The sequence below is a fragment of the Flavobacterium sedimenticola genome, from assembly GCF_030053345.1.
GTDB classification, from domain to species: domain Bacteria; phylum Bacteroidota; class Bacteroidia; order Flavobacteriales; family Flavobacteriaceae; genus Flavobacterium; species Flavobacterium sedimenticola.
Window position 1 is genome coordinate 1 of record NZ_JASGBP010000003.1, and the last position, 21,329, is coordinate 21,329.

The window sequence follows — 21,329 nt, forward strand, 5'->3', positions numbered from 1 at the left end:
ACTCGTCTCCGATGTAATCGCATTGGCATCGTTTTGAGCATCCGCTAAAGTCGTGTGGAACGTAACATCGGTAAGCGCAGGGTCGATACCTCCCAATATCTCCGGCTCTACACTGCTTAAATCAAATGTCTCATACCCCACAGCACCCGTGTAATCACACAATTGGTAATCCGAAGGCTCGGTAGCTACCGGAGTAGGATTAGCTATCAGTTGTAGTGGTACAATTTCAAAACAACTGGTAGTATTAGATTGAACTCTGATATAAATGATTTGAGATCCCGGATTGATACTGTCGTAATTGGCAGGTGTTGGTATTGGAGTAGCTCCGGTTTGGGCATCGGTAATCGTTTCATGAAAAGTAACTGCATAAGGGTTTCCTCCGGTGACGATATTAATGACAGTGTTTAAATTAAATGTTTCAAAACCATCATTGTTAGGGTCACAAACTTGCAAAGGTGGTGGATTAGTAACTACCACATCGTTGACCACTGAGTTTATAGTGAAATTCACGGCATTTGAGAAACAATTGGCAGAAATTTCATGTGCGGTGATGGTATGATTTCCAGCAGCCAAATTATAATAAACCGTATTAGTCTGATAAGCCCCTCCATCTATAGAATATTCATAGTTAGGACCTAACGGACCGGTCACCGTAACTGTATTAGAAGCACATGATTCTACCACACTAACTACGGGATCTACTTGTGGTACTACCGTAATTTGAAGTGTTGTTGTATTGGCACAAGCACCGGGACTAGGCGTAAAGGTGTAAGTTGTTGTAGCCGTATTATTCAATGCCGGTGACCAACTGCCGGAAATACCGTTGTTAGAATTGGTTGGCAACGGAGCCAATACGTCTCCACTACAAATAGGAGCTACTGCAGTAAACGTTGGTGTCACTCTTGGAGTAATGGTAATAGTCATTGTAGTTGTAATCGCACATTGTCCCGCATTAGGGGTGAATGTGTAAACAGTAGTGGCAGTATTGTTAATGGCAGGCGACCAAGTCCCTGTGATTCCGTTGTCAGACGTAGTTGGTAATGGTGCAATAAACGTACCCGTACAGGTAGGCGGTACTGCGGTAAATGTTGGAGTGACGGTTGAATTTACCACAATCTGCATCGTAGTGCTGGTAGCACATTGACCGCTGTTAGGGGTAAACGTATAGGTGGTGGTAGCCGTATTATTTAAAGCCGGAGACCAACTTCCCGAAATACCGTTATTAGAGGTAGTCGGTAAAGGTGACAAGGTTTGTCCCGGACAAATTGGACCAACTGAAGTAAAAGTCGGAATTATGTTATTCGGATTAACCGTTATGGTTAAAGTGGTGGTTGTGGCACATTGACCTGTATTGGGTGTAAAAGTATACGTTGTGGTTGCCGTATTGTTTAAGGCGGGTGACCAGGTTCCGGTAATTCCGTTATTGGAAGTCGTTGGCAAAGCTGACAAAACTTGACCCGAACAAATTGGGGCTATGGCCGTAAAAGTAGGTGTTATGGTATTTCCGTTTACCGTAATTGTGAGTGTGGCAGTGGAAGCACATTGACCCGCAGTGGGAGTGAAAGTATACGTTGTTGTTGCTGTGTTATTAAGCGCCGGCGACCAGGTACCGGTAATGCCATTGTTTGATGTTGTAGGCAAAGCCGATAACGACTGTCCGGTACATATTGGCGAGACAGCCGTAAACGTTGGTGTGATTACGGGATTAACCGTAATCGTCATTGTTGTTGTACCTGCACATTGCCCTGCATTTGGTGTAAATGTATAGGTTGTGGTTGCAGTATTGTTTAATGCCGGTGACCAAGTTCCGGTGATACCGTTGTTAGAAGTCGTTGGCAACGCCGTCAGTGTTTGACCTGCACAAATGGCAGCCACTTGTGTAAACGTAGGCGTAACAGGATTGTTGACGATAATAGTCATTGTTGTTGTAGTACCACATTCCCCCGGATTAGGAGTGAAAGTATAGGTAGTTGTAGCCGTATTATTGAGTGCAGGTGCCCATGTTCCTACTACTCCGTTATTGGAAGTCGTGGGCAATGGCGATAACGCTTGACCCGAACAAATCGGTGCTACCTGAGTGAATGTGGGAGTAACCGGTGTTACACAAGTAGGATAACAGGTTACTGTTAGTGGCGTAGTACAAACCCCGTTCCAATTAATTGTCAATGTTACCGCTTGTCCTTGTGAAACACCGGTCACAAAATAACTGGACGGTGAAAATGGAATGGTTCCACTTACAGCAGGCCCTCCATCTATCGAGTACGTAAAATCAAAACTGTGTTGACCAATACTATTAAAATCAAAACCAACCTGAGTGGCAGTGGTATTGGCACCATCACAAAACAATATTGGTGGAGAAGACGGGGCAACCGGAACAGGATCAACAGTAACCGGTACTGATATAGAAACACAACCCGTGATGATATCTCTAACTGTAACATAATAAGTCCCCGGTGCTACCCCTGTAAAAGTTGGACTGGCTTGGTAATTCACCCCATTGATACTGTACTCATAGTTGTTGGTAATATAAGCATACGTTCCAATATTGGTATAATCCTGAGGGTCTAAAGCATTCCAATCTGCCGGATTCCACGTCAAACTGGGATGTGGAGCGGTGTCAATTCTTCGATAAGTATAACCCGGTTGATTGGCCGGCGTAAAAGACACCCCGTCTGTTCTTCCCCATAAATCGATGGGTACATCGGTACTGGTGGTAAGTCGGATATTGTCATTGTCATTAATTCCCGCACAAGAAGCCACTACTAAGGTTGGTGTTATACCGCCCTGATTTACGGTACTTCCAACCGAAACCACATAAACAAAATTATTATTGAGAATTCCGGTTAAAGGAAACTCACAAGAAGTAAAAGTGTTTCCGTTATTGTATATTTTGAGTTTATAATTCGCCAAATTTTTGGGTGCACCCGTACCGTTAAAAATTTCGATATACGTGAGCGCTCCAACGTCTTCATCGGTTACTTCTGAAATGAATAAATCGGTCGGAATAGGTAATGGAGATGTGTTTATCGGACTGGTAAAAACAATCGTTCCCGTATTTACGGTACATGTAGGTTGAGTTACCGTTACAGTGGGTACCGGACAGGTTGAATCGGCAATCACGCGCATATCATCGATTGCAAAATCGTTTCCAACAAAATCAGTATTGTTATTGTACATTTCTATGTAGACGCAGGTATTGGTGGCCGTAAACTTATATACCACTTCTTGCCAACCGCTGGCGGTAGGTGGTGCGGTAGTCGTTCCTGAATCGAGGGTGACATTAATGGCATTAATAAATTGCACGCCAACATTCGCTACAGTTCCTCCGTTTGCATTGGTAAAAACCGATCGAATCCAATATGAAAAGCGATAATTGGTTCCTATATTCAACCCGCAAACGCCGGTTCCGCCGGTACCTGCCCTCCAAAATCGGGGCTGTCCCCCTGAATTGGTCCCGTCAATAATCATCATCCTACCGGTTCCGGTAGTGTGATCGCCTGTCGAAAGAAAGGAAGCCGTGTTTACCGGTTGTGGATTGGTATTGATTGTCCAATCACCGGCTCCAGTAACTCCGCTAAAGGGGCCAGCGATATAGTTGTACGGGGTTTGCCCTCCTTGATAACCGGTATTTACAGCCCCTTGAAAATCTCCATTGGTTAAAAGATTCTGTGCGATACCTTGAAAGGTCAAAAAAGACAATCCAACTAAAAATATATGTTTTGAAAAAGTAAAAATCTTCATTCTTAAATAAATTTCATGGTAGGTTAAGATTGCCAAAACAGCAATAACGATTCAAATATACTGATTTTTAATGTTTTATGAATAATCAGTCTGTAAACACTGTTTATTTTTCGATTTTTCTTCTGTCTCTTTCTGTTTTTAAAAGATTGAGCTCCCTACTGGTCTGGCCCGCTACAGAAGTATTCTCCTCTGCCCTTCTGATGAGATACGGCATAACATCTCTCACCGGTCCGAAAGGCAGATACTTGGCCACATTATACCCGTGAGCTGCCAAATTATAGCTAATATTATCACTCATTCCATAGAGCTGTCCAAACCAAATTCGGTTGTCATTCTTCAAAATCCCTTTGGCCTCCATTAACGCTATCAATTTATACGAACTTAACTCATTGTGTGTACCGGCAAAAATGGCCATTTTATCCAAATGTTCCATCATGTACACAACCGTTTCATCGTAATTCTTATCCGTGGCTTCTTTACCGTCGCAAATTGGGGTAGGATACCCTTTCTCCTCTGCGCGACTATTTTCTTTTTCCATATAAGCCCCGCGAACCAACTTCATTCCGATGAAGAAATTCTCTTTTTGTGCCAATTGATGCAATTCTTTCAAATAATCCAATCGATCCCATCGGTACAACTGTAACGTGTTGAAAACAATAGCTTTTTCTTTGTTGTATTGGCGCATCATATTGGTGACGATTTCATCCGCGGCATCTTGCATCCAACTCTCTTCAGCATCAATCAACAACGCAACATCATTCTCATATGCCGCTTTACAGACGATGTCGAAACGCTCTACAACTCGCTGCCATTCTTTTTGTTCATCTGGGGTTAAGGGTTGCTTTTCCCCTACCTTTTCATATAAATAAAAACGTCCGAAACCGGTTGGTTTGAAAACAGCAAACGGAATAGCCGCTCTCTCTTTGGCAAATTCAATGGTTTTTAAAGTCATCTGCAGGGCTGCTTCAAATTGAGCTTCTTCCTCTTTACCTTCCACCGAATAATCCAAAACCGAAGAAACACCTTTGGTATACATTTTATCTACTACCGTCAAACAATCTTCTTCAGTCGTTCCGCCGCAAAAATGATCAAAAACAGTCGCTCTGATTAACCCTTCCACGGGTAAGTGTGCTTTGAGAGCAAAATTGGTTACGGCAGTACCAATGCGCACTAAAGGCTCGCTATCTATCAATTTAAACAAAAAATAAGCCCTGTCTAATTCGGTATCCGACTTGAGTTCAAATGCTACTTTGGTATTGTCAAAAATTTTTTCCATGATGTACTATTAATGCGGCAAATATAAACAGTCTTAATTGATTATATATCAATTTTTACCTTATTTTTGGGGCTCAATTTATAAAAAATGCAAACCATTTCAGCCAACGGATATGCCGTTTTTTTTGGGGAAAAAGAATATGATTCTCTCAATCATTTTATCATACAAAATAAGTATTCCAATTTATTTATTTTAGTCGATTCTAATACTAACGAACATTGCTTGCTTCGATTCTTATCCTTTTTGACTACCGACAAAAACATTGAGATTATTGAAATAGAAGCCGGAGAAAACGAAAAGAATATCAATACCTGTGTTGAAATATGGACCATTCTGACCGATTTGGGAGCCGACAGAAAAACACTACTTATCAATATTGGCGGCGGTGTTATTACCGATATCGGTGGCTTTGTGGCTTCCACTTTTAAAAGAGGCATCGATTTTATTAACATTCCTACCACACTTTTGGCTATGGTGGACGCCTCCATCGGCGGTAAAAACGGAGTGGATTTAGGGAATTTAAAAAACCAAATCGGCGTTATTAACTCCCCAAAATTGGTTTTGGTTGACAGCGAATACCTAGCCACCTTACCCCAAAACGAGATGCGTTCCGGCTTAGCGGAAATGCTTAAGCACGGTTTAATATACGATGCCGGATATTGGTCGCAATTCAAAGACCTGAATCAAGTCGACTTTGCCGATCTCGACTCCTTGATTCACCGTTCTATTGCGATTAAAAACGAAATTGTAATGCAGGATCCAACCGAAAACGGCATTCGAAAAGCACTTAATTTCGGCCACACATTGGGGCATGCCATAGAAAGTTATTTTTTAGAAAACCCCGAAAAGAAGCCATTGCTTCATGGCGAAGCCATTGCAGTGGGTATGATTTTGGAAAGTCATCTCTCTTGGCAAAAAGGACTACTGCAAGAAAACGACTATTACGAGATTAAATCTGTCATAAATCACGTTTTTGAACCGGTAATTTTTGAAGAAAAAGACCTCAAACCGATACTCAATCTATTGATTCATGACAAAAAAAATGAGTACGGAAAAATACAATTCACATTGCTGGACGGAATCGGCAAAACCAAAATCAACCAAGAGATTGATAATGAAATGATTACAGCTTCTTTTTTCGATTATAAAAACTAATGTTTTTTTCGTCCAATTGTTGTATATCGATTATATTATTTTTTACATTTGCCCTGATGAAACAAATGGCAAACCCTACTAACCACTGTATTTACAGTCAAGAGACTACAAAGTGTTTCTTGGGTTTAGCATCGCATTTTTCACTGCAAAAATGCGATGACTCCGATTTGTGCTCTCCGGCCGCCTTTTTATTTCAGGAAAAGCTTCCTATTATTTATGCCAATATTAGAGTTTGAATCGCAGATTAATTTGTCCTACATTTAATTAATCTGAAATTCTTAAACACTAATGAACACTAAATATTACGACTTAATTAATCAAACTTTTTACTTCCCGCAAGAAGAATTCAGCCTCAACAAAGACAATCTTCAATTTCACAATATCGATTTGATGAAATTGGTTGAGCAGTACGGAACCCCTTTAAAATTTACCTATCTACCGGCCATTTCGAACAATATCAACAAAGCTAAAGGTTGGTTTAGAAAAGGAATGGAAAAAATTGGGTACGAAGGAAAATATTACTACTGCTATTGCACCAAAAGCTCTCATTTTAAATTTATCATGAATGAAGCTTTTAAAAACAATATCCACATCGAAACCTCTTCGGCTTACGACATCAATATCGTAGAAAAATTAATGGAAGAGGGCAAAATCAATAAAAACACCTATGTGGTTTGCAATGGTTTCAAACGCGATGAATACGTATCGAATATTGCCCGTTTGATGAATAACGGGCACAATAAAACCATTCCTGTTATCGACAATTACGAAGAACTCGACTTACTTCAGGAACAAATCAAGGGGAAATTCAAAATCGGCATTCGTATTGCCGCTGAAGAAGAACCGAAATTTGAGTTTTATACTTCACGTTTAGGTATTGGGTACAAAGACATCTTGCCCTTCTACAGAAAACAAATTCAGGAAAACAAGCAAGTGGAACTTAAAATGCTCCATTTCTTTATCAATACCGGAATTCGCGACACAGCTTACTATTGGAACGAGTTGTTGAAATGTATGAAAGTGTACATCAACTTAAAAAGAGAGTGTCCTACCCTCGACAGTTTAAATATTGGCGGTGGTTTCCCTATCAAAAACTCTTTGGCTTTTGAATACGATTACCAATACATGGTGGAAGAAATTTTGAACCAAATTAAAATTGCCTGCGATGAGGCCGAAATTGATGTACCACATATTTTTACCGAATTTGGTTCCTTTACGGTAGGCGAATCGGGCGGTGCTATCTATCAAGTATTGTATCAAAAAAAACAAAATGATCGTGAAAACTGGAACATGATTGATTCTTCCTTTATCACGACTTTACCCGATACCTGGGCCATCAACAAACGTTTTGTCATGTTGGCTGTAAATCGTTGGAATGATACTTACGAAAGAGTACTTTTGGGCGGAATGACATGCGACAGTGACGATTATTATAATTCGGAACAACATATGAACGCCGTGTATTTGCCTAAGTACAATAAAGAAAAACCATTGTACATCGGATTCTTCAATACCGGAGCCTATCAGGAAACCATCGGCGGCTTTGGCGGATTACACCACTGCTTAATCCCACAGCCCAAACACATTTTAATTGACAGAGATGAAAACGGCATCTTGGCTACCGAAGTTTTTTCGGAACAACAAAGCTCAGAAGACGTCTTAAAAATATTAGGTTACAACAAGTAATTGAGTAACAGCTTTTGCTGTCACATTTGGAATATTTTTTTAAAAAAAGAGTTTGACGGTTTAGAAAAATAGTTTTTCTTTGAACCGCAAACGAAACAAACTTGCCATACGTAAACCTGAATTAACGGTTTGCCGTGGACAAAAACAAACAAAAATGAGCAAAGGACCCATCAGCCAGTTTATTGAAAAAAATTACCTTCATTTCAATGCGGCAGCGTTAGTAGATGCTGCCAAAGGATATGAAGCCCATTTACTAGAAAATGGTAAAATGATGATTACCCTAGCTGGTGCTATGAGTACCGCAGAACTTGGTAAATCATTAGCCGAGATGATTCGTCAGGATAAAGTGCATATTATTTCTTGTACCGGTGCCAACTTGGAAGAAGATATTATGAATTTGGTGGCACACAACTCGTATAAAAGAGTACCCAACTATCGTGACTTGTCGCCTCAGGAAGAATGGGATTTATTAGAAAATCACTACAACCGTGTAACGGATACTTGTATTCCGGAAGAAGAAGCCTTCAGAAGATTACAATCGCACTTGTACGATATTTGGCATAATGCCGACTCTAAAGGAGAACGTTATTTCCCACATGAGTTTATGTACCAAATGATTAATTCCGGAGTGTTACAACAATACTACGAAATCGACCCTAAAGATTCGTGGATGGTGGCAGCCGCCGAAAAAAACTTACCCATTGTAGTTCCGGGTTGGGAAGACAGTACCATGGGTAACATTTTTGCTTCTTATTGTATTAAAGGAACATTCAAACCGACGACCATGAAGAGCGGCATCGAATACATGATGTGGTTGGCCGATTGGTATACTAAAAATTGTGACGGGAAAGGCGTGGGCTTCTTCCAAATCGGAGGCGGTATTGCCGGTGATTTCCCTATTTGTGTAGTACCGATGTTGTACCAAGACATGGAAATGCACGATGTTCCGTTTTGGAGCTATTTTTGTCAAATCTCAGACTCTACTACCAGTTATGGCTCCTATTCGGGAGCAGTCCCAAATGAAAAAATCACTTGGGGAAAACTGGATATTACGACCCCCAAATTTATTGTTGAATCGGATGCTACTATCGTGGCACCGTTAATTTTTGCTTACTTACTGGATTTATAAAAGATTTTTTATGAGAAGAATTATTGTAGATTATGCTAAACTAACCGGAGATATTCTCAACTTATTGGTCGAGAAATTCCCCGAAGGCTATGATGATACCGACATCATTCGTTTTCGTAATGCTCAAAACGAATTGGTCGAAGCCGTAGAAGTGCGAACAGAAGACACTATTTACCTCGTAAAAGTGAGTACCAAATTGGCCAGCCGTATGGAGAAATTTGATGAAGAGGATGATTTGGATGCGGTAATTGAACCTATTGAGCCTATCAAAGGTTTGGATGATGATGACGATGCGCCCTCTGACGATGATGATGAAGATGTAGATTTACTAAAAGACAAAGGCGGTTCGGATGATGATGATGAAGATGATATAGACGATGACGATTTTTCGGAATCGGATAATTTTGAAGATGATGATGAAGAGTAATTTAAAATATAAATAACCCTATAATTAAAAATCCCAGATTCAAATCGAATTTGGGATTTTTAATTTCCGGACATTTGAGTTAATCCGTTTATAAATATCGTTCCTGAAAAATACGTTGGTGATGGTTTTGATGGCCAATAATCGTAAATCCTAAAGCCCGAACCGACATCGGATTGTTGGAAGCGATTCCTTTGCGCAACAACTGCTCCTCTGAAAACGACTTAAACAAAGCCAAAGTCGCTTGTCTGACCACCAACATTTCACTCAATAAATCCTGTATGCTTCTGCTGTTGGCATTCGCTTCCACTACATAAGCATTCTCATCAAAACTCGCCAAAGGCGTTTCGTCTTTTCGGGCAAAACGCAACGCACGGTAGGCAAAGATGCGCTCAGCATCAATCAAGTGCAATAAAATATCTTTAATGGTCCATTTGCCTTCGGCATAACGGTAATCAAATTTATCCATAGGAATGTCTTGAACAAATTTGACTAAGCGATGAACCGAGATTTCCAATTCTTCCACCAAATTATAGGCATCGGTAACCGAATCAATATAAGCTCCGTAATACGCGGCATACTCGTCGGTGTGTAATTCTGATTTTTTCATGATGATTGTATTTAATTACGTTTTTAAGCCGAATTTCGACTGGCATTAGTATTCCCAAACAAAGAACGCGTTACCAATTTTTCGTAGACACCAATGACATTTTTATCGGGACTCGCCTCTTTTTTTAGGGCATTAATTTGTGATAACGCATATTGTTGAATGGTTAGCAAAGGTAATACTATTTGTTCTCGCATGGCTATCGAAGCCTTACCGTCGGGATAATTTTGCATCAACTCGGTATGACCGGCTATTTTCAACAAAAGTCGTTTGGTTTCTTGGTATTCTTCAAAAATAATTTGCCAAAAAGCACCAAACTCCGGATCGTCTTTCAGATAAGCGGTTAACTCAAAATTGCATTTGGCTAGTGACATCATGGTATTTTCCAATAAGGTTCTGAAAAAAAGCGAATGATGATACATGTCTTGTACCGCCTGCCAGGCATTGGTTTCTTCGAAATGCCTCAAGGCCGTTCCTACTCCGAAAAATCCGGGTACATTTTGTTTCAACTGACTCCAGGAACCCACAAAAGGAATGGCACGTAAATCTGCAAAATTGAGTTGGTCATCACTGTTGCGTTTGGCCGGACGACTTCCGATATTGGTTTTGGCATAATACGGCAAGGTGCTGATTTGTTCCAAATACGGAATAAACTTAGGATGATTTTTAAAATCGGTATACTTTTGATAACCCAACTCGGCCAAGGTATTCAGGATCGCTTTCTCCGATTCAGACAGATTGTTGTCGTTGTTGGTAAAGATGGCATTCGACACTCCGGCGCTCAACAAATTCTCTAAGTTATACCGACACGAATCTTGTGTGCCGAAATTGGAACTGATGGTTTGTCCTTGAATCGTAATTTGTATGGCTTCGTTTTCGATTGTCGAACCCAAAGAAGCATAAAATTGGTGTGTCTTACCGCCGCCACGTGCCGGCGGACCGCCGCGACCGTCAAAGAAAATTACTTTTACACCATATTCTCGGGATACTTGCGTAATCATTTCTTTGGCTTTAAAAATGCTCCAATTGGCCATCAAATAACCGCCGTCTTTGGTGCCGTCCGAAAATCCCAACATTACCGTTTGCTTGTTCTTTCGTTCCTTAAGATGAAGGCGATAACGTTCGTTTTGGTATAATTGTGCCATAATGGTATGGGCCTTTTGTAAATCATCAACCGATTCAAAAAGCGGAATAATATCTACCGTTGGATTTTCCCAACCCATCAACCGCAACATAGTAAACGTTTGAATTACATGCAGCGCACTTTCGTTGTTACTGATGATGTACCGATTGCATCCCTTTTCTCCGTTATCATTTTGAATTTCGCGCATTAACTTTATCGTTTCGAGCGTGTTGAGGGTCGTTTCATTGGAAAAGAAATGCTCACTGATATTGTACTCCAAATCAGAAAGCACGGCTATTTTTTCTACTTCCGACATCGCATCATATTGTTCCGGAAAATACACCGCTTTTTCTCTTTTTAAAAAAGAAAGAATATCATCGAACACCTGGTTGTGAATTTTGCTGTTCTGACGAATGTCGAGCGAAGCAAAGTGAAATCCGAATTGGGTGACTTTTTGCAACAACAAATTAATCTCATTCAAGTAGAGCGACTGATGTTTTTCAATTACAATCTGTCTGACTCGAGTAAGTTCATTCTTGAGTTCTTCCAAACGGATATAGATATCGCCTTGCGAATAGAACACCGAGCGATACAATTTGTATTCCAAATCAGCAATAATGGTATCGACTTCCTCAAAGGTAAGCTTGCGCTTTAAACTTCGAATATCAAAATAGTAGCATTTCATGATGGAAGTCCGCAATCGTTTGGCCACTTTCTCGGTAATTTCAGGCGTTACAAACGGATTTCCGTCGCGATCTCCACCCGGCCAAAACCCCAAATCTACAATGGGATTTTCGATAGTGTTTCCTTCAAAAATATGCCATTGCAAATACTGCATCATCTCGCCTATGGTTGGGTAAAAAACATTCTCCAGGTACCATATCAAGCTGACAGCCTCATCAAACGGCGTTGGTTTCTCTTTTTTAATAAAAGGCGTTTTCCCCAGTTGGGCCAACAATTGTTCAATCTTTATCAAATCGTTATGGCGAATGGCCTCGGTTAAATCGGTGATAATCCCCAAAACAGAACCGGGATAAAATTGCGTCGGATGTGCCGTTAATACGGTTCGCACATTAAAGCGTTCCAAGAATTCTTTAAGCTCATCGCGTTTCGATGCGGCCTCAGTTCTTTCCTTAATTGCACGCAACGAGCCGCGGCCTTCCATGTTATTCACAATGGGAAAAGCGGCGTCTTCTATGGCATCAAACAATACAATTTGACGTTCCACGTATTGTATAAATCGGAACATCAAATCTATTTTTTGCGATTCGGTAGCCTTGTCCAAATACTTATCGGCAAAAAAATCAACAATTTGTTTTGGCGACCACTTGTTTCGGAATCCATTCTCGCAAACCTCAGAAAACAAGGGCAACAATACGCCGGTATTGTCAATGGCATCAAACGGCAACGTGATAAATATGCTGTTGTATATTGGATATTTAGACCGTACGGTTTGATTGAACCGTTCTATTTTCGGCAAGGTATACATGACGCAAAATTTTGGTTTAAGATAATAAAAAAACCTCAAGCTTTCACTTGAGGTTTTAAATATATTTCGACTTTATACTAGTCTAATTCTTGAAAGATGGTGTGCATCAAACGTTTTTTGTCATTGATACTTTCTTCTAACGAAATCATGGTTTCAGTGCGATATACACCTTCGATATCATCAATCATAAAAATAACGTCTTTGGCGTGTTTGGTATCTTTCGCTCTGATTTTACAGAAAATATTGAATTTTCCTGTAGTAACATGCGCCACAGTAACATATGGAATTTCATTGATGCGTTCCAACACAAATTTGGTTTGAGACGTATTGTTCAAAAATACTCCCACGTAAGCGATAAATGAATAGCCTAATTTTTCATAATCTAATGAAAGAGAAGAACCCATAATAATTCCAGAATCTTCCATTTTCTTTACACGAACATGAACGGTACCCGCCGAAATCAATAATTTTTTGGCGATATCCGTAAAAGGAATTCTGGTATTGTCAATTAACATGTCCAAAATTTGGTGATCTACTTCATCTAATCGAAACTTACTCATAAAAATGGTGTTTATTTATTTTTAAAAATTTACCGCAAAAAAAATACATTTTTTTTAATAAAAAAAGTTAAATGCTATGTTTTTACCAAACCGTTAACAATTTTTATGTTTTTTCCTAAACAAAAATCAGCATTTCTTTCGATATTCGGAAAATCATACTCGCCGTCGGTGTAAACTTGTCTTTCGGCATCCACCGTAATATGACCGGAAAAGTTTTCTAAACCACCTACTTGAGCAATTTTTGCCTCAAAAGTAACTTTATCTTGTTGTAGTACTTCTTTGTATTGCGCTGCAAAATTGATGATTTTTTCGTTATCATCATAATTTATTTTGACATTTTTATAAACAAAATCATAAAAAACGACTTTATTTTGCGGAATATTTAAATAATCTTCGGTTTTGTTGTTAACTACATCGTTTTCGCGTAAATACTGAATTCCAGCCACTAAGGCCGTGAAAATGTATTTCCGGGTTTCTTCCCGTTCATAATCCTTGGGGAAATGACCGGCTTCAAACAAGATGGTAGGTACATTAAAGTGTTGAAACGTATCGCCTACACAATTCAAATTGAAGGAATCATCAAATCGGCCTACCTGACCCGGAATTAAGGCTTGCAATGCCTTGTTCATCGCCACAATAACGCTTATAGCTTTTAATCTGACTTCGTTAATTTCCCGGGCTTCATTGTAGGCCGGAGCCAAAAACGAAACTGTAGCAGGCTTCACGTTGTGCTCCGAATGTTCCAATCCGAAAATAGTTCTTTGATCGTGTAAGTTGTAGCAATAATGCGGTTGAAAACGATTGAACACGGCCCGTAATATTTGGCTCTCAGGTTGAGACAAGTTTTGCGCATCGCGATTCAAATCGACTTTATTGGCATTCTCACGGGTATACAACGCGGCGCCATCAGGATTAAGCATCGGTAAAATACAGAACCTAAAAGTCCGCAACAACTGTTGACTCTCGGGTGTCTCCGAATGCAAGAAATTCAGAAAATCAAATAATGCTTTGGTTGTAGTACTCTCATTGCCGTGCATTTGCGACCACATCAAAATTTTTATGGCGCCTGTACCGCATTCTAATTGATAAATCGGTTTATTTAAAACTGAAAAACCAATTACTTCCACAGAATATTGAGACAGTATCGGTTCGATGTGTTTGAGGGCAATATACCTTCCGAAGAGGCTTTCTTCCTTATATTGTTGTTGTAGTTGCAGATAATTCATGTCTCAAATTTAGCTAAAAAAGAAACGAATAAAAATACAGCCATAAAAAAACCTTCGGCACTCACACACCGAAGGTTTTTTTACCCAATCCCGTACAACTGATTATTCTCTGAAAAGATAGACGCTGGTCACACCTGCCTCGGCTCGTGAAGAAGTAGGCATCGCATTGACGTTGGATGTCGGCACCTCGAAAGTCAATACTTTACCACCTCCGTTCAATCTTTCGGCAATAAAAATGGTTTTGGTAAAATGGTCATACGCCACATCTACAGGATTACCCAGTGAAGTAGCCGGACCGTAAATTCTGATTTGTTTGTTCATAGCAATTGTTCCCATATTTGGCGTATTGGCCAACACATCGGTAAACCCTTTGATGATGATAATACCGCCATCGGAATCAGATGCAGCCAAACCTACATCTGTCAAAATCATGGTATTCCCTTTCTTAGAATAGGTAATACCATGTGTGCGTACCAACCCTTCAATAGTGACTCTTTTGTTGGGAAAGATAGCACCACTCGGATTGGCAAAGAAATTCTCAAAAACCACTAAATCACCGGTCAAATCGGCCACAGCATACAGTGTGTTCCCTTCTAAATGAATACCCCAAACTTTAAAATTAACCGTGTAGGAATTGAGCAATACAAAACCGGCACCTGTTTTTTGGTAAACAATTAGTTTGTTGGTATTGTTGTTGACCGGACTCTGATCTTGTGTTACCACTACTCTATCATTCGAGACTGCTACTTCTCTGGCGTTAGTAAAGTCGGATGAACTGGTAGCCGTTAGGGATAAATCGGTCGCGTTTATTGCTATTGCATTCCTCACGTTACCGTAAGTTTCTACCCTATTGTTAGAACGCGATGCTAAGAGAAACTCATCACTACCATCAAAATAGTAAGCGCCTTCGGCATCGGCAGAAGCCACATTAAAACGATACGGCATAGGCATTGATTCGTTATAATCGGTAACCGAAACTTGACCGCTGGTGTTGCTGGTCGTAAATAAAGTAAACGCTTTTTTGGCGGAACGATCTTGAGCATTAGCCGAAGCATCGGTGGCATTGTCGGAGCATGAAATAAAAACTACCGAGAGCAAAGTCGAAAATAAAAGTGTTTTTTTCATAGTAAATAGTTTTGTTGATTTATAACAATCTTACTTACGAGAAAAAAAACGGGTTGGTTTTACACCTCAAACTGTTTTTCGGGAAACCTTCCAACAGCCCCTTTAAAATGAGGCAATATGATTTCCATATCGGCTTCATAATTACCGGTAACGGAAACCGGATTACCGATTCTGACCTCTTTTTTGGCATAATCAAACGCAATCGGAATAATAGGAACACCGGCTTTGAGCGCTATGTAATAAAAACCGGTTTTGAGTTGATGTACTTTTTTACGCGTGCCTTCGGGCGCAATGGCCATGCGAAAGACGTCTCTGGCATTAAAAACATCAACAATGGCATCGACTACATTTTTACCGCCGCTTCGGTCGAGCGGCGCACCGCCGATGCTTCGAAAATAATAGCCAAACGGAAAAACAAATAGCTCTTTTTTGCCCACAAAATTCATCTCGAGTCCGATGATGCCTCGGCTGAGCAAGCCAATAAAAAAATCAAAATTGCACGTATGCGGCATCACCATCATGACACATTTTTTGACCTCGGGATTGATAGTTCCGATGATTTTCCAACCCATCAAACGAAAAAAAATAAATTGGTAGAGTTTCTTTTTCATCTGTATTATTTTGCGTAAATTTAGTGTTAATCGTTTACTTTTGAGAAAATATTTATTCATGCTTCGAAAACTGTTCAGCTATTTTGTTCCCGTTACTATTTACAAAACCAATTCGGCTGTGAGCAAATCGCTTGAAATTACCTGGAACAATGGTGAACTGGTTTTAGACAGCCAAAACACCAATTACTCCTATGGCAGTTTGCAACGCATTTTGCGTAAAGGTTTGAAATATATTGGTTTTGAACGCATTCGAAGCTTTAACAGCATATTGGTTTTGGGCGTTGCCGGCGGCAGTGTGATTAAAACATTAGTCGACGAAATCAAATATACCGGATCGATTATTGGAGTTGAAATTGATGAAAACATCATCCAAATGGCCAATCATTATTTTCAACTCAATCAGATTACCAATCTCCAAATCATACACGATGATGCTTTTGAATTTGTACTGAAAACCAAAGCGCAATACGACCTTATTATTATCGATATTTTTCAGGATACCAACATGCCTAATTTTTTGTTTGAAGATTTTTTCATCAACCGAATCAATTCATTACTCAATACAAATGGTTTCATTTTGTTTAATACGATGGTCATCAACAAAAAAGACGAAGAGCGAAACTTATTATACAAGAGCAAATTTGGAGGCAATTATTCGCTTCGTATGTATCCTAAAGTAGAAACACACAACGAATTGTTTACCATAAAAAAATTAGCATGATGGATTTTTTCAGAAAGTTATTGATCGGAAACGTTTCTAACTCCTACCAACCCCAATACAATCCGATTCAACGACGCATTTTAAACATCCGATCTATTTGGAACAACGACCATCAGGATGATAACGGAATTGAAAAAATATTTCGCTTGTTTCTTTCCATTTCGCAATTGCTCTTTCCCGGTATTTATGTAAAAACCTTGGCTTCCAAAATTGGCTACGCCTACAAAGATTTGGCCATGGATATATACATCTTGCTGAAAGTGACCTTTCCCCTGCTGATACTTATAAACGATTGGCAAGATCACAAAGTACTGTTATGGATTTTGGTATATCTGATTATGGAAACCATTTTGTACATCCCGACCTTGATTTTTGCCTCCGACTTGTTTGCCCGTCCGAGGTCCTATAAACGCTCTATGCTGTTGCTTTTCTTTAACTATCTGGAAGTCATTATTGCCTTTGGGGTTTTTTACACTTTGGGACAAAATACCAATATTCCCTTTCAACATTGGACGGATGCTGTTTATTTCAGTCTGATGACGTCTAACACCATCGGATACGGCGATTATTATCCCATCACCACTTTCGGAAAATTTTTGGTTTCCGTACAGGCTTTGTTCTTTTTGTCGTTTGTGATTTTGTTTTTGAATTTCTTTTCGACCAAAGTCAAATCGAAAGGCTATTTCGACAATGATGCCGAAGATATCTAGAGCATTTTCCGGGCCTTTTCCAAATCTTCCGGCGTATCGATACCGATAGCCACGTGGTTCGTTTCGACCATTTTGATGCGTTTGCCGAATTCGAGATAGCGCAACTGTTCTAATTTCTCGGAAGCTTCCAGGGATTGCATCGGCAAATGATAAAACGCCAACAAGGCTTCTTTTCGAAAAGCATAAATACCAATGTGTTTCATATAACGAACACCCACGTTGGTTTCGCGAGGATACGGAATCACCGAACGCGAAAAATACAGCGCAAAACCATTTTGATCGGTAACCACTTTCACATTGTTCGGATTATTGATTTCTTCGGGATTGGTAATTTCAAACATCAAAGAAGCCAAATCGATTTTGTGTTCAAAATCGTTACGAAACACATCGATGACTTTGGCCAACGGTGCCGCGTTGATAAACGGTTCATCGCCTTGCACATTCACTACAATATCTACCTCCAAATTTTCAACCGCCTCGGCAATGCGATCGCTACCGCTTTCATGTTCTTTAACACTCATGATGGCTTTTCCGCCGTGACTGATGATTTCGTCATAAATCAAAATGGAATCGGTCACCACAAAAACATCGTCAAACAAACCGGAGTTGACAGCTGCTTCATACGTACGACGAATAACGGTTTTACCGCCTAAATCCTGCATCAATTTGGCAGGAAAACGGGTGGATGCATAACGGGCGGGAATAACAGCAATGATTTTCATAGTTAGGCGTTACGGTTTTGCGTAGCTAAGGTACAGTGTTTTGTTAATTTATAATAATATAGTAGCTTGTAATTGATATTATTCTTCAAAACTCTCATTCTTAAATCCAATCAAATACAACTTGTCTTTGGCGCGTGTCACCGCGGTATACAACCAACGCACATAATCTACATCAATCCCGTTGGGCAAATACGGTTGCTCAATAAAAACCGTGTTCCATTGGCCGCCTTGTGATTTGTGGCAAGTTACGGCATAGGAAAACTTTACCTGAAGCGCATTGAAATATTCGTTGTTTTTAACCTTTAAAAATTTACGGTATTGGGCTTCACCCTCGTAGTCTTTCATCACTTCTTGGTACAACTTGTTGCTTTCTTCATAGGTTAACGAAGGGGATTCGCTGGTGAGTGTATCCAACAATACAATGGTTTCAATCGGACGCTGATTGGGATAATCCACCATGCGGAGCTTGACTTTGGCAAAATGAAATCCGTATAATTCTTTAAAACCAAAAATCTGCATCACTTCAACTATATCCCCGTTGGCAATAAAACCGGCTTCGTCGGTTTCCTTAAGCCAAAAGTAATTGTTCTTCACCACCATTAAATAATCGCCAACCGAAAGTTCGCTGTCTTTATCCAAAATTTTGGTGCGAATTTGTTGGTTGTATTGGTTGGCTCTTTTATTGGAACGAACAATAAAACAAGTGTCTTCAATACTGTAATGGCTGTATGCCGTTTGAATGGCATCTTGTATGTCATACCCATCGGTCAATCGCACTATATCTTTAAAACCGTTGAGCTTGAACTGAAAGGTATCAACAAAATCGCTTTTCAGCAACTCGCGTAATTCGGTCGCATTGTATAAGATACCCGATTTTTCTTCTTGTCGCATGACTTCGTCTAACTCAATCGAAAAAACTTCCTTGTTATAATGAAGCGAAAGTGCCTGCGTATCAAGAGCCGGACTCTCCTCCAACTGCACCGGCGGCAACTGAGCCGTATCGCCCAGCAAGATGAGCTTGCAATTTTTGCCATTATACACATACATCATCAAATCGTCGAGCAGTGAACCGTTTTCATACAACTTGGCTTCCGAATTGACATCGGAAATCATCGAGGATTCATCCACAATAAAAATGGTGTTGGTGTGCTTGTTTTCTTTCATGGTGAAAGACACGCCGCCGCTTTTCCCTTTTTTGGGATAATAAATTTTTTTGTGAATGGTAAAAGCGTCTTTGTTGGAATAATTGGCTATAACCTTGGCCGCTCTGCCCGTGGGCGCTAACAACACATACTTTTTGTTGATGACCGCCAGGCTGTTGACTATGGTAGAAATCACCGTGGTTTTCCCGGTTCCGGCGTAGCCTTTGAGCACAAAAATCTCTTCCGAGTTTTTATTGGTGACAAAATCGGCTATCTGTTGCAAAAATATATCTTGTTTTACGGTGGGCTGAAACGGAAAGTGCTGTCGTAACACACTGTAAAACTGTTGGGAAGTCATGGATAGTTAGGATGAATTATTGGATTTCAAATATAACAGTTAGAATTCAGAAATCGGTACACAAAAAGTAGAAGTTATCCTTATGCGTCAGTTCGACATAAATTTGTAAGTTTGCCTTCCGCAATCATGGCAAAAAAACTATGTGGCAAAACACCAGCGTTATCGATAAAATGTACCGAAAGTTAGTGGTTCAGGTTTCCCTGAACGGTCTGTCTTTTGTGACTGTAGATACGTTACGCAACAAACCCGTAACCCTGCAAACCATTGCCATGGGCAAAGTGCATGTGACTTCTAAAATAGAAGATTTGTTTGCCGAAGCCTTTCAAACCTATCCCGAATTGAGTGCCGGTTATGACGAAGTGGTGATTGTACACAGCAACAACTTGTCGACTTTTGTTCCGACAGCCTTGTTTGACGAAGACTATTTGGGAAGCTATTTACAGTTTAATACCAAAGTGTTTGAAACTGATTTTTTTGCTTTTGACGAATTGCCCAAGTACGAGATGCATCATGTGTACATTCCGTATGTAAATATGAACAACTTTTTTATCGACCGCTTCGGTAGTTTTGATTACAAACACGCCAATACCGTTTTGGTGCAAAAGCTGCTTGACTTGTCGAAAAACAATGAAGAGCGCAAAATGTTTGTACATGTCAGCGAATCGCATTTTGAGATTGTGGTGATTCAAAATCAACAATTGCAACTCTATAACTCCTTTGATTACACCACGCCAGAGGATTTTCTGTATTATGTTTTATTCACAGCCGAACAATTACAACTGAATCCCGAACATTTTAAATTGGAATTGTTGGGTAAAATAAGCGAAGGCGATGCGCTTTTTGCTTTGGCTTACCAATATATTCGCAACGTAGCTTTGTTGGATGTTAGTTTTATATCGAATGGGTTGTCGGAAAAAGAAAACCGGGAGCACTTTATATTGGTACACGCATGAGAATCATTTCCGGAAAATATAAAGGAAGACGAATAAATCCGCCCAAAAACCTGCCGGTTCGTCCTACAACCGATATGACTAAAGAAGCTTTGTTCAATGTATTGAATAATCATTTTAATTTTTCGGAACTCCAAATATTAGAGCTTTTTGCCGGTACCGGAAGTATCAGCTACGAGTTTGCGTCGCGCGGTTGTGCTCCTATCATTGCCGTTGACGGCGATATGGGCTGTGTGAATTTTATCAAAAAAACCGCCAAAGAATTTGATTTTGACATCACGGCCATAAAAAGTGATGTGTTTAAGTTTTTGGAAAAACATCGCGGAACGTATGATATTATTTTTGCCGATCCACCCTACGACTTGTCGCAAGCCGATTTTGAAAAGCTAGTGACGGCAGTATTCGACAACGAATTGCTGGACGAAGCAGGCATGTTGATAGTGGAACATTCCAAATACACCAAATTAGACCACATGGCTTATTATTCGTTCCAAAAAAACTATGGCGGTTCGGTGTTTAGTTTCTTCGAATTCGAAGCCGACGAGGAAGTCGAGGATAACGAGGAAGACTAACA

17 protein-coding genes and 1 pseudogene are annotated in these 21,329 nt (G+C 40.0%); 8 read left to right on the forward strand and 10 right to left on the reverse strand.

Annotated features, from left to right (window positions below; all coding sequences use genetic code 11):
• A pseudogene (locus QHT84_RS06325) lies at positions 1 to 3,741 on the reverse strand (hypothetical protein); the annotation flags it as partial.
• Between the two features lie 103 nt (positions 3,742 to 3,844).
• Positions 3,845 to 5,017, reverse strand: a complete 1,173-nt coding sequence (locus QHT84_RS06330) for a proline dehydrogenase family protein (RefSeq protein ID WP_283238715.1) — start codon at positions 5,015 to 5,017, stop codon at positions 3,845 to 3,847.
• Positions 5,018 to 5,104: 87 nt separating this feature from the next.
• On the opposite strand from QHT84_RS06330, the gene aroB reads away from it, so the two are divergent.
• The 4 genes from aroB to QHT84_RS06350 all read left to right on the forward strand — a co-directional run bounded on the left by aroB (position 5,105) and on the right by QHT84_RS06350 (position 9,414).
• Positions 5,105 to 6,172, forward strand: coding sequence for a 3-dehydroquinate synthase (aroB, locus tag QHT84_RS06335; RefSeq protein ID WP_283238716.1), 1,068 nt, complete (start codon positions 5,105 to 5,107; stop codon positions 6,170 to 6,172).
• A gap of 288 nt (positions 6,173 to 6,460) precedes the next feature.
• On the forward strand, positions 6,461 to 7,858 hold the full coding sequence (locus tag QHT84_RS06340) for a type III PLP-dependent enzyme domain-containing protein (protein WP_283238717.1): 1,398 nt from the start codon (positions 6,461 to 6,463) through the stop codon (positions 7,856 to 7,858).
• A gap of 154 nt (positions 7,859 to 8,012) precedes the next feature.
• A complete protein-coding gene (locus tag QHT84_RS06345) occupies positions 8,013 to 8,987 on the forward strand; it encodes a deoxyhypusine synthase family protein (protein WP_283238718.1) in 975 nt (324 codons plus the stop codon).
• Between the two features lie 10 nt (positions 8,988 to 8,997).
• Complete coding sequence (locus QHT84_RS06350) at positions 8,998 to 9,414, forward strand: DNA primase (protein ID WP_283238719.1); 417 nt, start codon at positions 8,998 to 9,000, stop codon at positions 9,412 to 9,414.
• Between the two features lie 88 nt (positions 9,415 to 9,502).
• Here the strand turns inward: QHT84_RS06350 and QHT84_RS06355 are convergent, their stop codons facing one another.
• The 6 genes from QHT84_RS06355 to QHT84_RS06380 form a co-directional block, all read right to left on the reverse strand.
• Positions 9,503 to 10,021: a DinB family protein gene (locus QHT84_RS06355; protein WP_283238720.1), complete on the reverse strand. Its 519-nt coding sequence runs from the start codon at positions 10,019 to 10,021 to the stop codon at positions 9,503 to 9,505.
• Between the two features lie 23 nt (positions 10,022 to 10,044).
• Entirely contained in the window at positions 10,045 to 12,630 is a 2,586-nt protein-coding gene (locus tag QHT84_RS06360) for a phosphoenolpyruvate carboxylase (protein WP_283238721.1), read from the reverse strand.
• Between the two features lie 77 nt (positions 12,631 to 12,707).
• Positions 12,708 to 13,190, reverse strand: coding sequence for an Lrp/AsnC family transcriptional regulator (locus QHT84_RS06365; RefSeq protein WP_121313528.1), 483 nt, complete (start codon positions 13,188 to 13,190; stop codon positions 12,708 to 12,710).
• Positions 13,191 to 13,264: 74 nt separating this feature from the next.
• Positions 13,265 to 14,416, reverse strand: a complete 1,152-nt coding sequence (locus QHT84_RS06370) for a M14 family metallopeptidase (protein ID WP_283238722.1) — start codon at positions 14,414 to 14,416, stop codon at positions 13,265 to 13,267.
• A gap of 102 nt (positions 14,417 to 14,518) precedes the next feature.
• Positions 14,519 to 15,541 (reverse strand): hypothetical protein, encoded by a 1,023-nt coding sequence (locus QHT84_RS06375; protein WP_283238723.1) that lies wholly within the window; start codon positions 15,539 to 15,541, stop codon positions 14,519 to 14,521.
• A gap of 59 nt (positions 15,542 to 15,600) precedes the next feature.
• On the reverse strand, positions 15,601 to 16,152 hold the full coding sequence (locus tag QHT84_RS06380; RefSeq protein WP_283238724.1) for a 1-acyl-sn-glycerol-3-phosphate acyltransferase: 552 nt from the start codon (positions 16,150 to 16,152) through the stop codon (positions 15,601 to 15,603).
• 58 nt (positions 16,153 to 16,210) lie between these two features.
• Between QHT84_RS06380 and QHT84_RS06385 the strand changes: the two genes are divergently transcribed.
• Positions 16,211 to 16,873, forward strand: a complete 663-nt coding sequence (locus QHT84_RS06385) for a spermidine synthase (protein ID WP_283238725.1) — start codon at positions 16,211 to 16,213, stop codon at positions 16,871 to 16,873.
• Positions 16,870 to 17,583, forward strand: coding sequence for a potassium channel family protein (locus QHT84_RS06390; protein WP_283238726.1), 714 nt, complete (start codon positions 16,870 to 16,872; stop codon positions 17,581 to 17,583). Before QHT84_RS06385 ends, QHT84_RS06390 begins: the two co-directional genes overlap by 4 nt.
• Here the strand turns inward: QHT84_RS06390 and kdsB are convergent.
• Together kdsB and QHT84_RS06400 are read right to left on the reverse strand one after the other, a co-directional pair.
• Positions 17,580 to 18,305 carry a 3-deoxy-manno-octulosonate cytidylyltransferase gene (gene kdsB, locus QHT84_RS06395; RefSeq protein ID WP_283238727.1) on the reverse strand — a complete coding sequence of 242 codons (726 nt, stop codon included), beginning with the start codon at positions 18,303 to 18,305 and terminating at the stop codon, positions 17,580 to 17,582. The two genes, QHT84_RS06390 and kdsB, sit on opposite strands and share 4 nt — an antisense overlap.
• A gap of 78 nt (positions 18,306 to 18,383) precedes the next feature.
• Positions 18,384 to 19,805, reverse strand: coding sequence for an ATP-dependent DNA helicase (locus tag QHT84_RS06400; protein WP_283238728.1), 1,422 nt, complete (start codon positions 19,803 to 19,805; stop codon positions 18,384 to 18,386).
• Between the two features lie 140 nt (positions 19,806 to 19,945).
• Here QHT84_RS06400 and QHT84_RS06405 point away from each other — a divergent pair, with 140 nt between their 5' ends.
• Positions 19,946 to 20,758: a DUF3822 family protein gene (locus QHT84_RS06405; protein WP_283238729.1), complete on the forward strand. Its 813-nt coding sequence runs from the start codon at positions 19,946 to 19,948 to the stop codon at positions 20,756 to 20,758.
• Complete coding sequence (locus QHT84_RS06410; protein ID WP_283238730.1) at positions 20,755 to 21,327, forward strand: RsmD family RNA methyltransferase; 573 nt, start codon at positions 20,755 to 20,757, stop codon at positions 21,325 to 21,327. Before QHT84_RS06405 ends, QHT84_RS06410 begins: the two co-directional genes overlap by 4 nt.
• Positions 21,328 to 21,329: the final 2 nt, after the last annotated feature.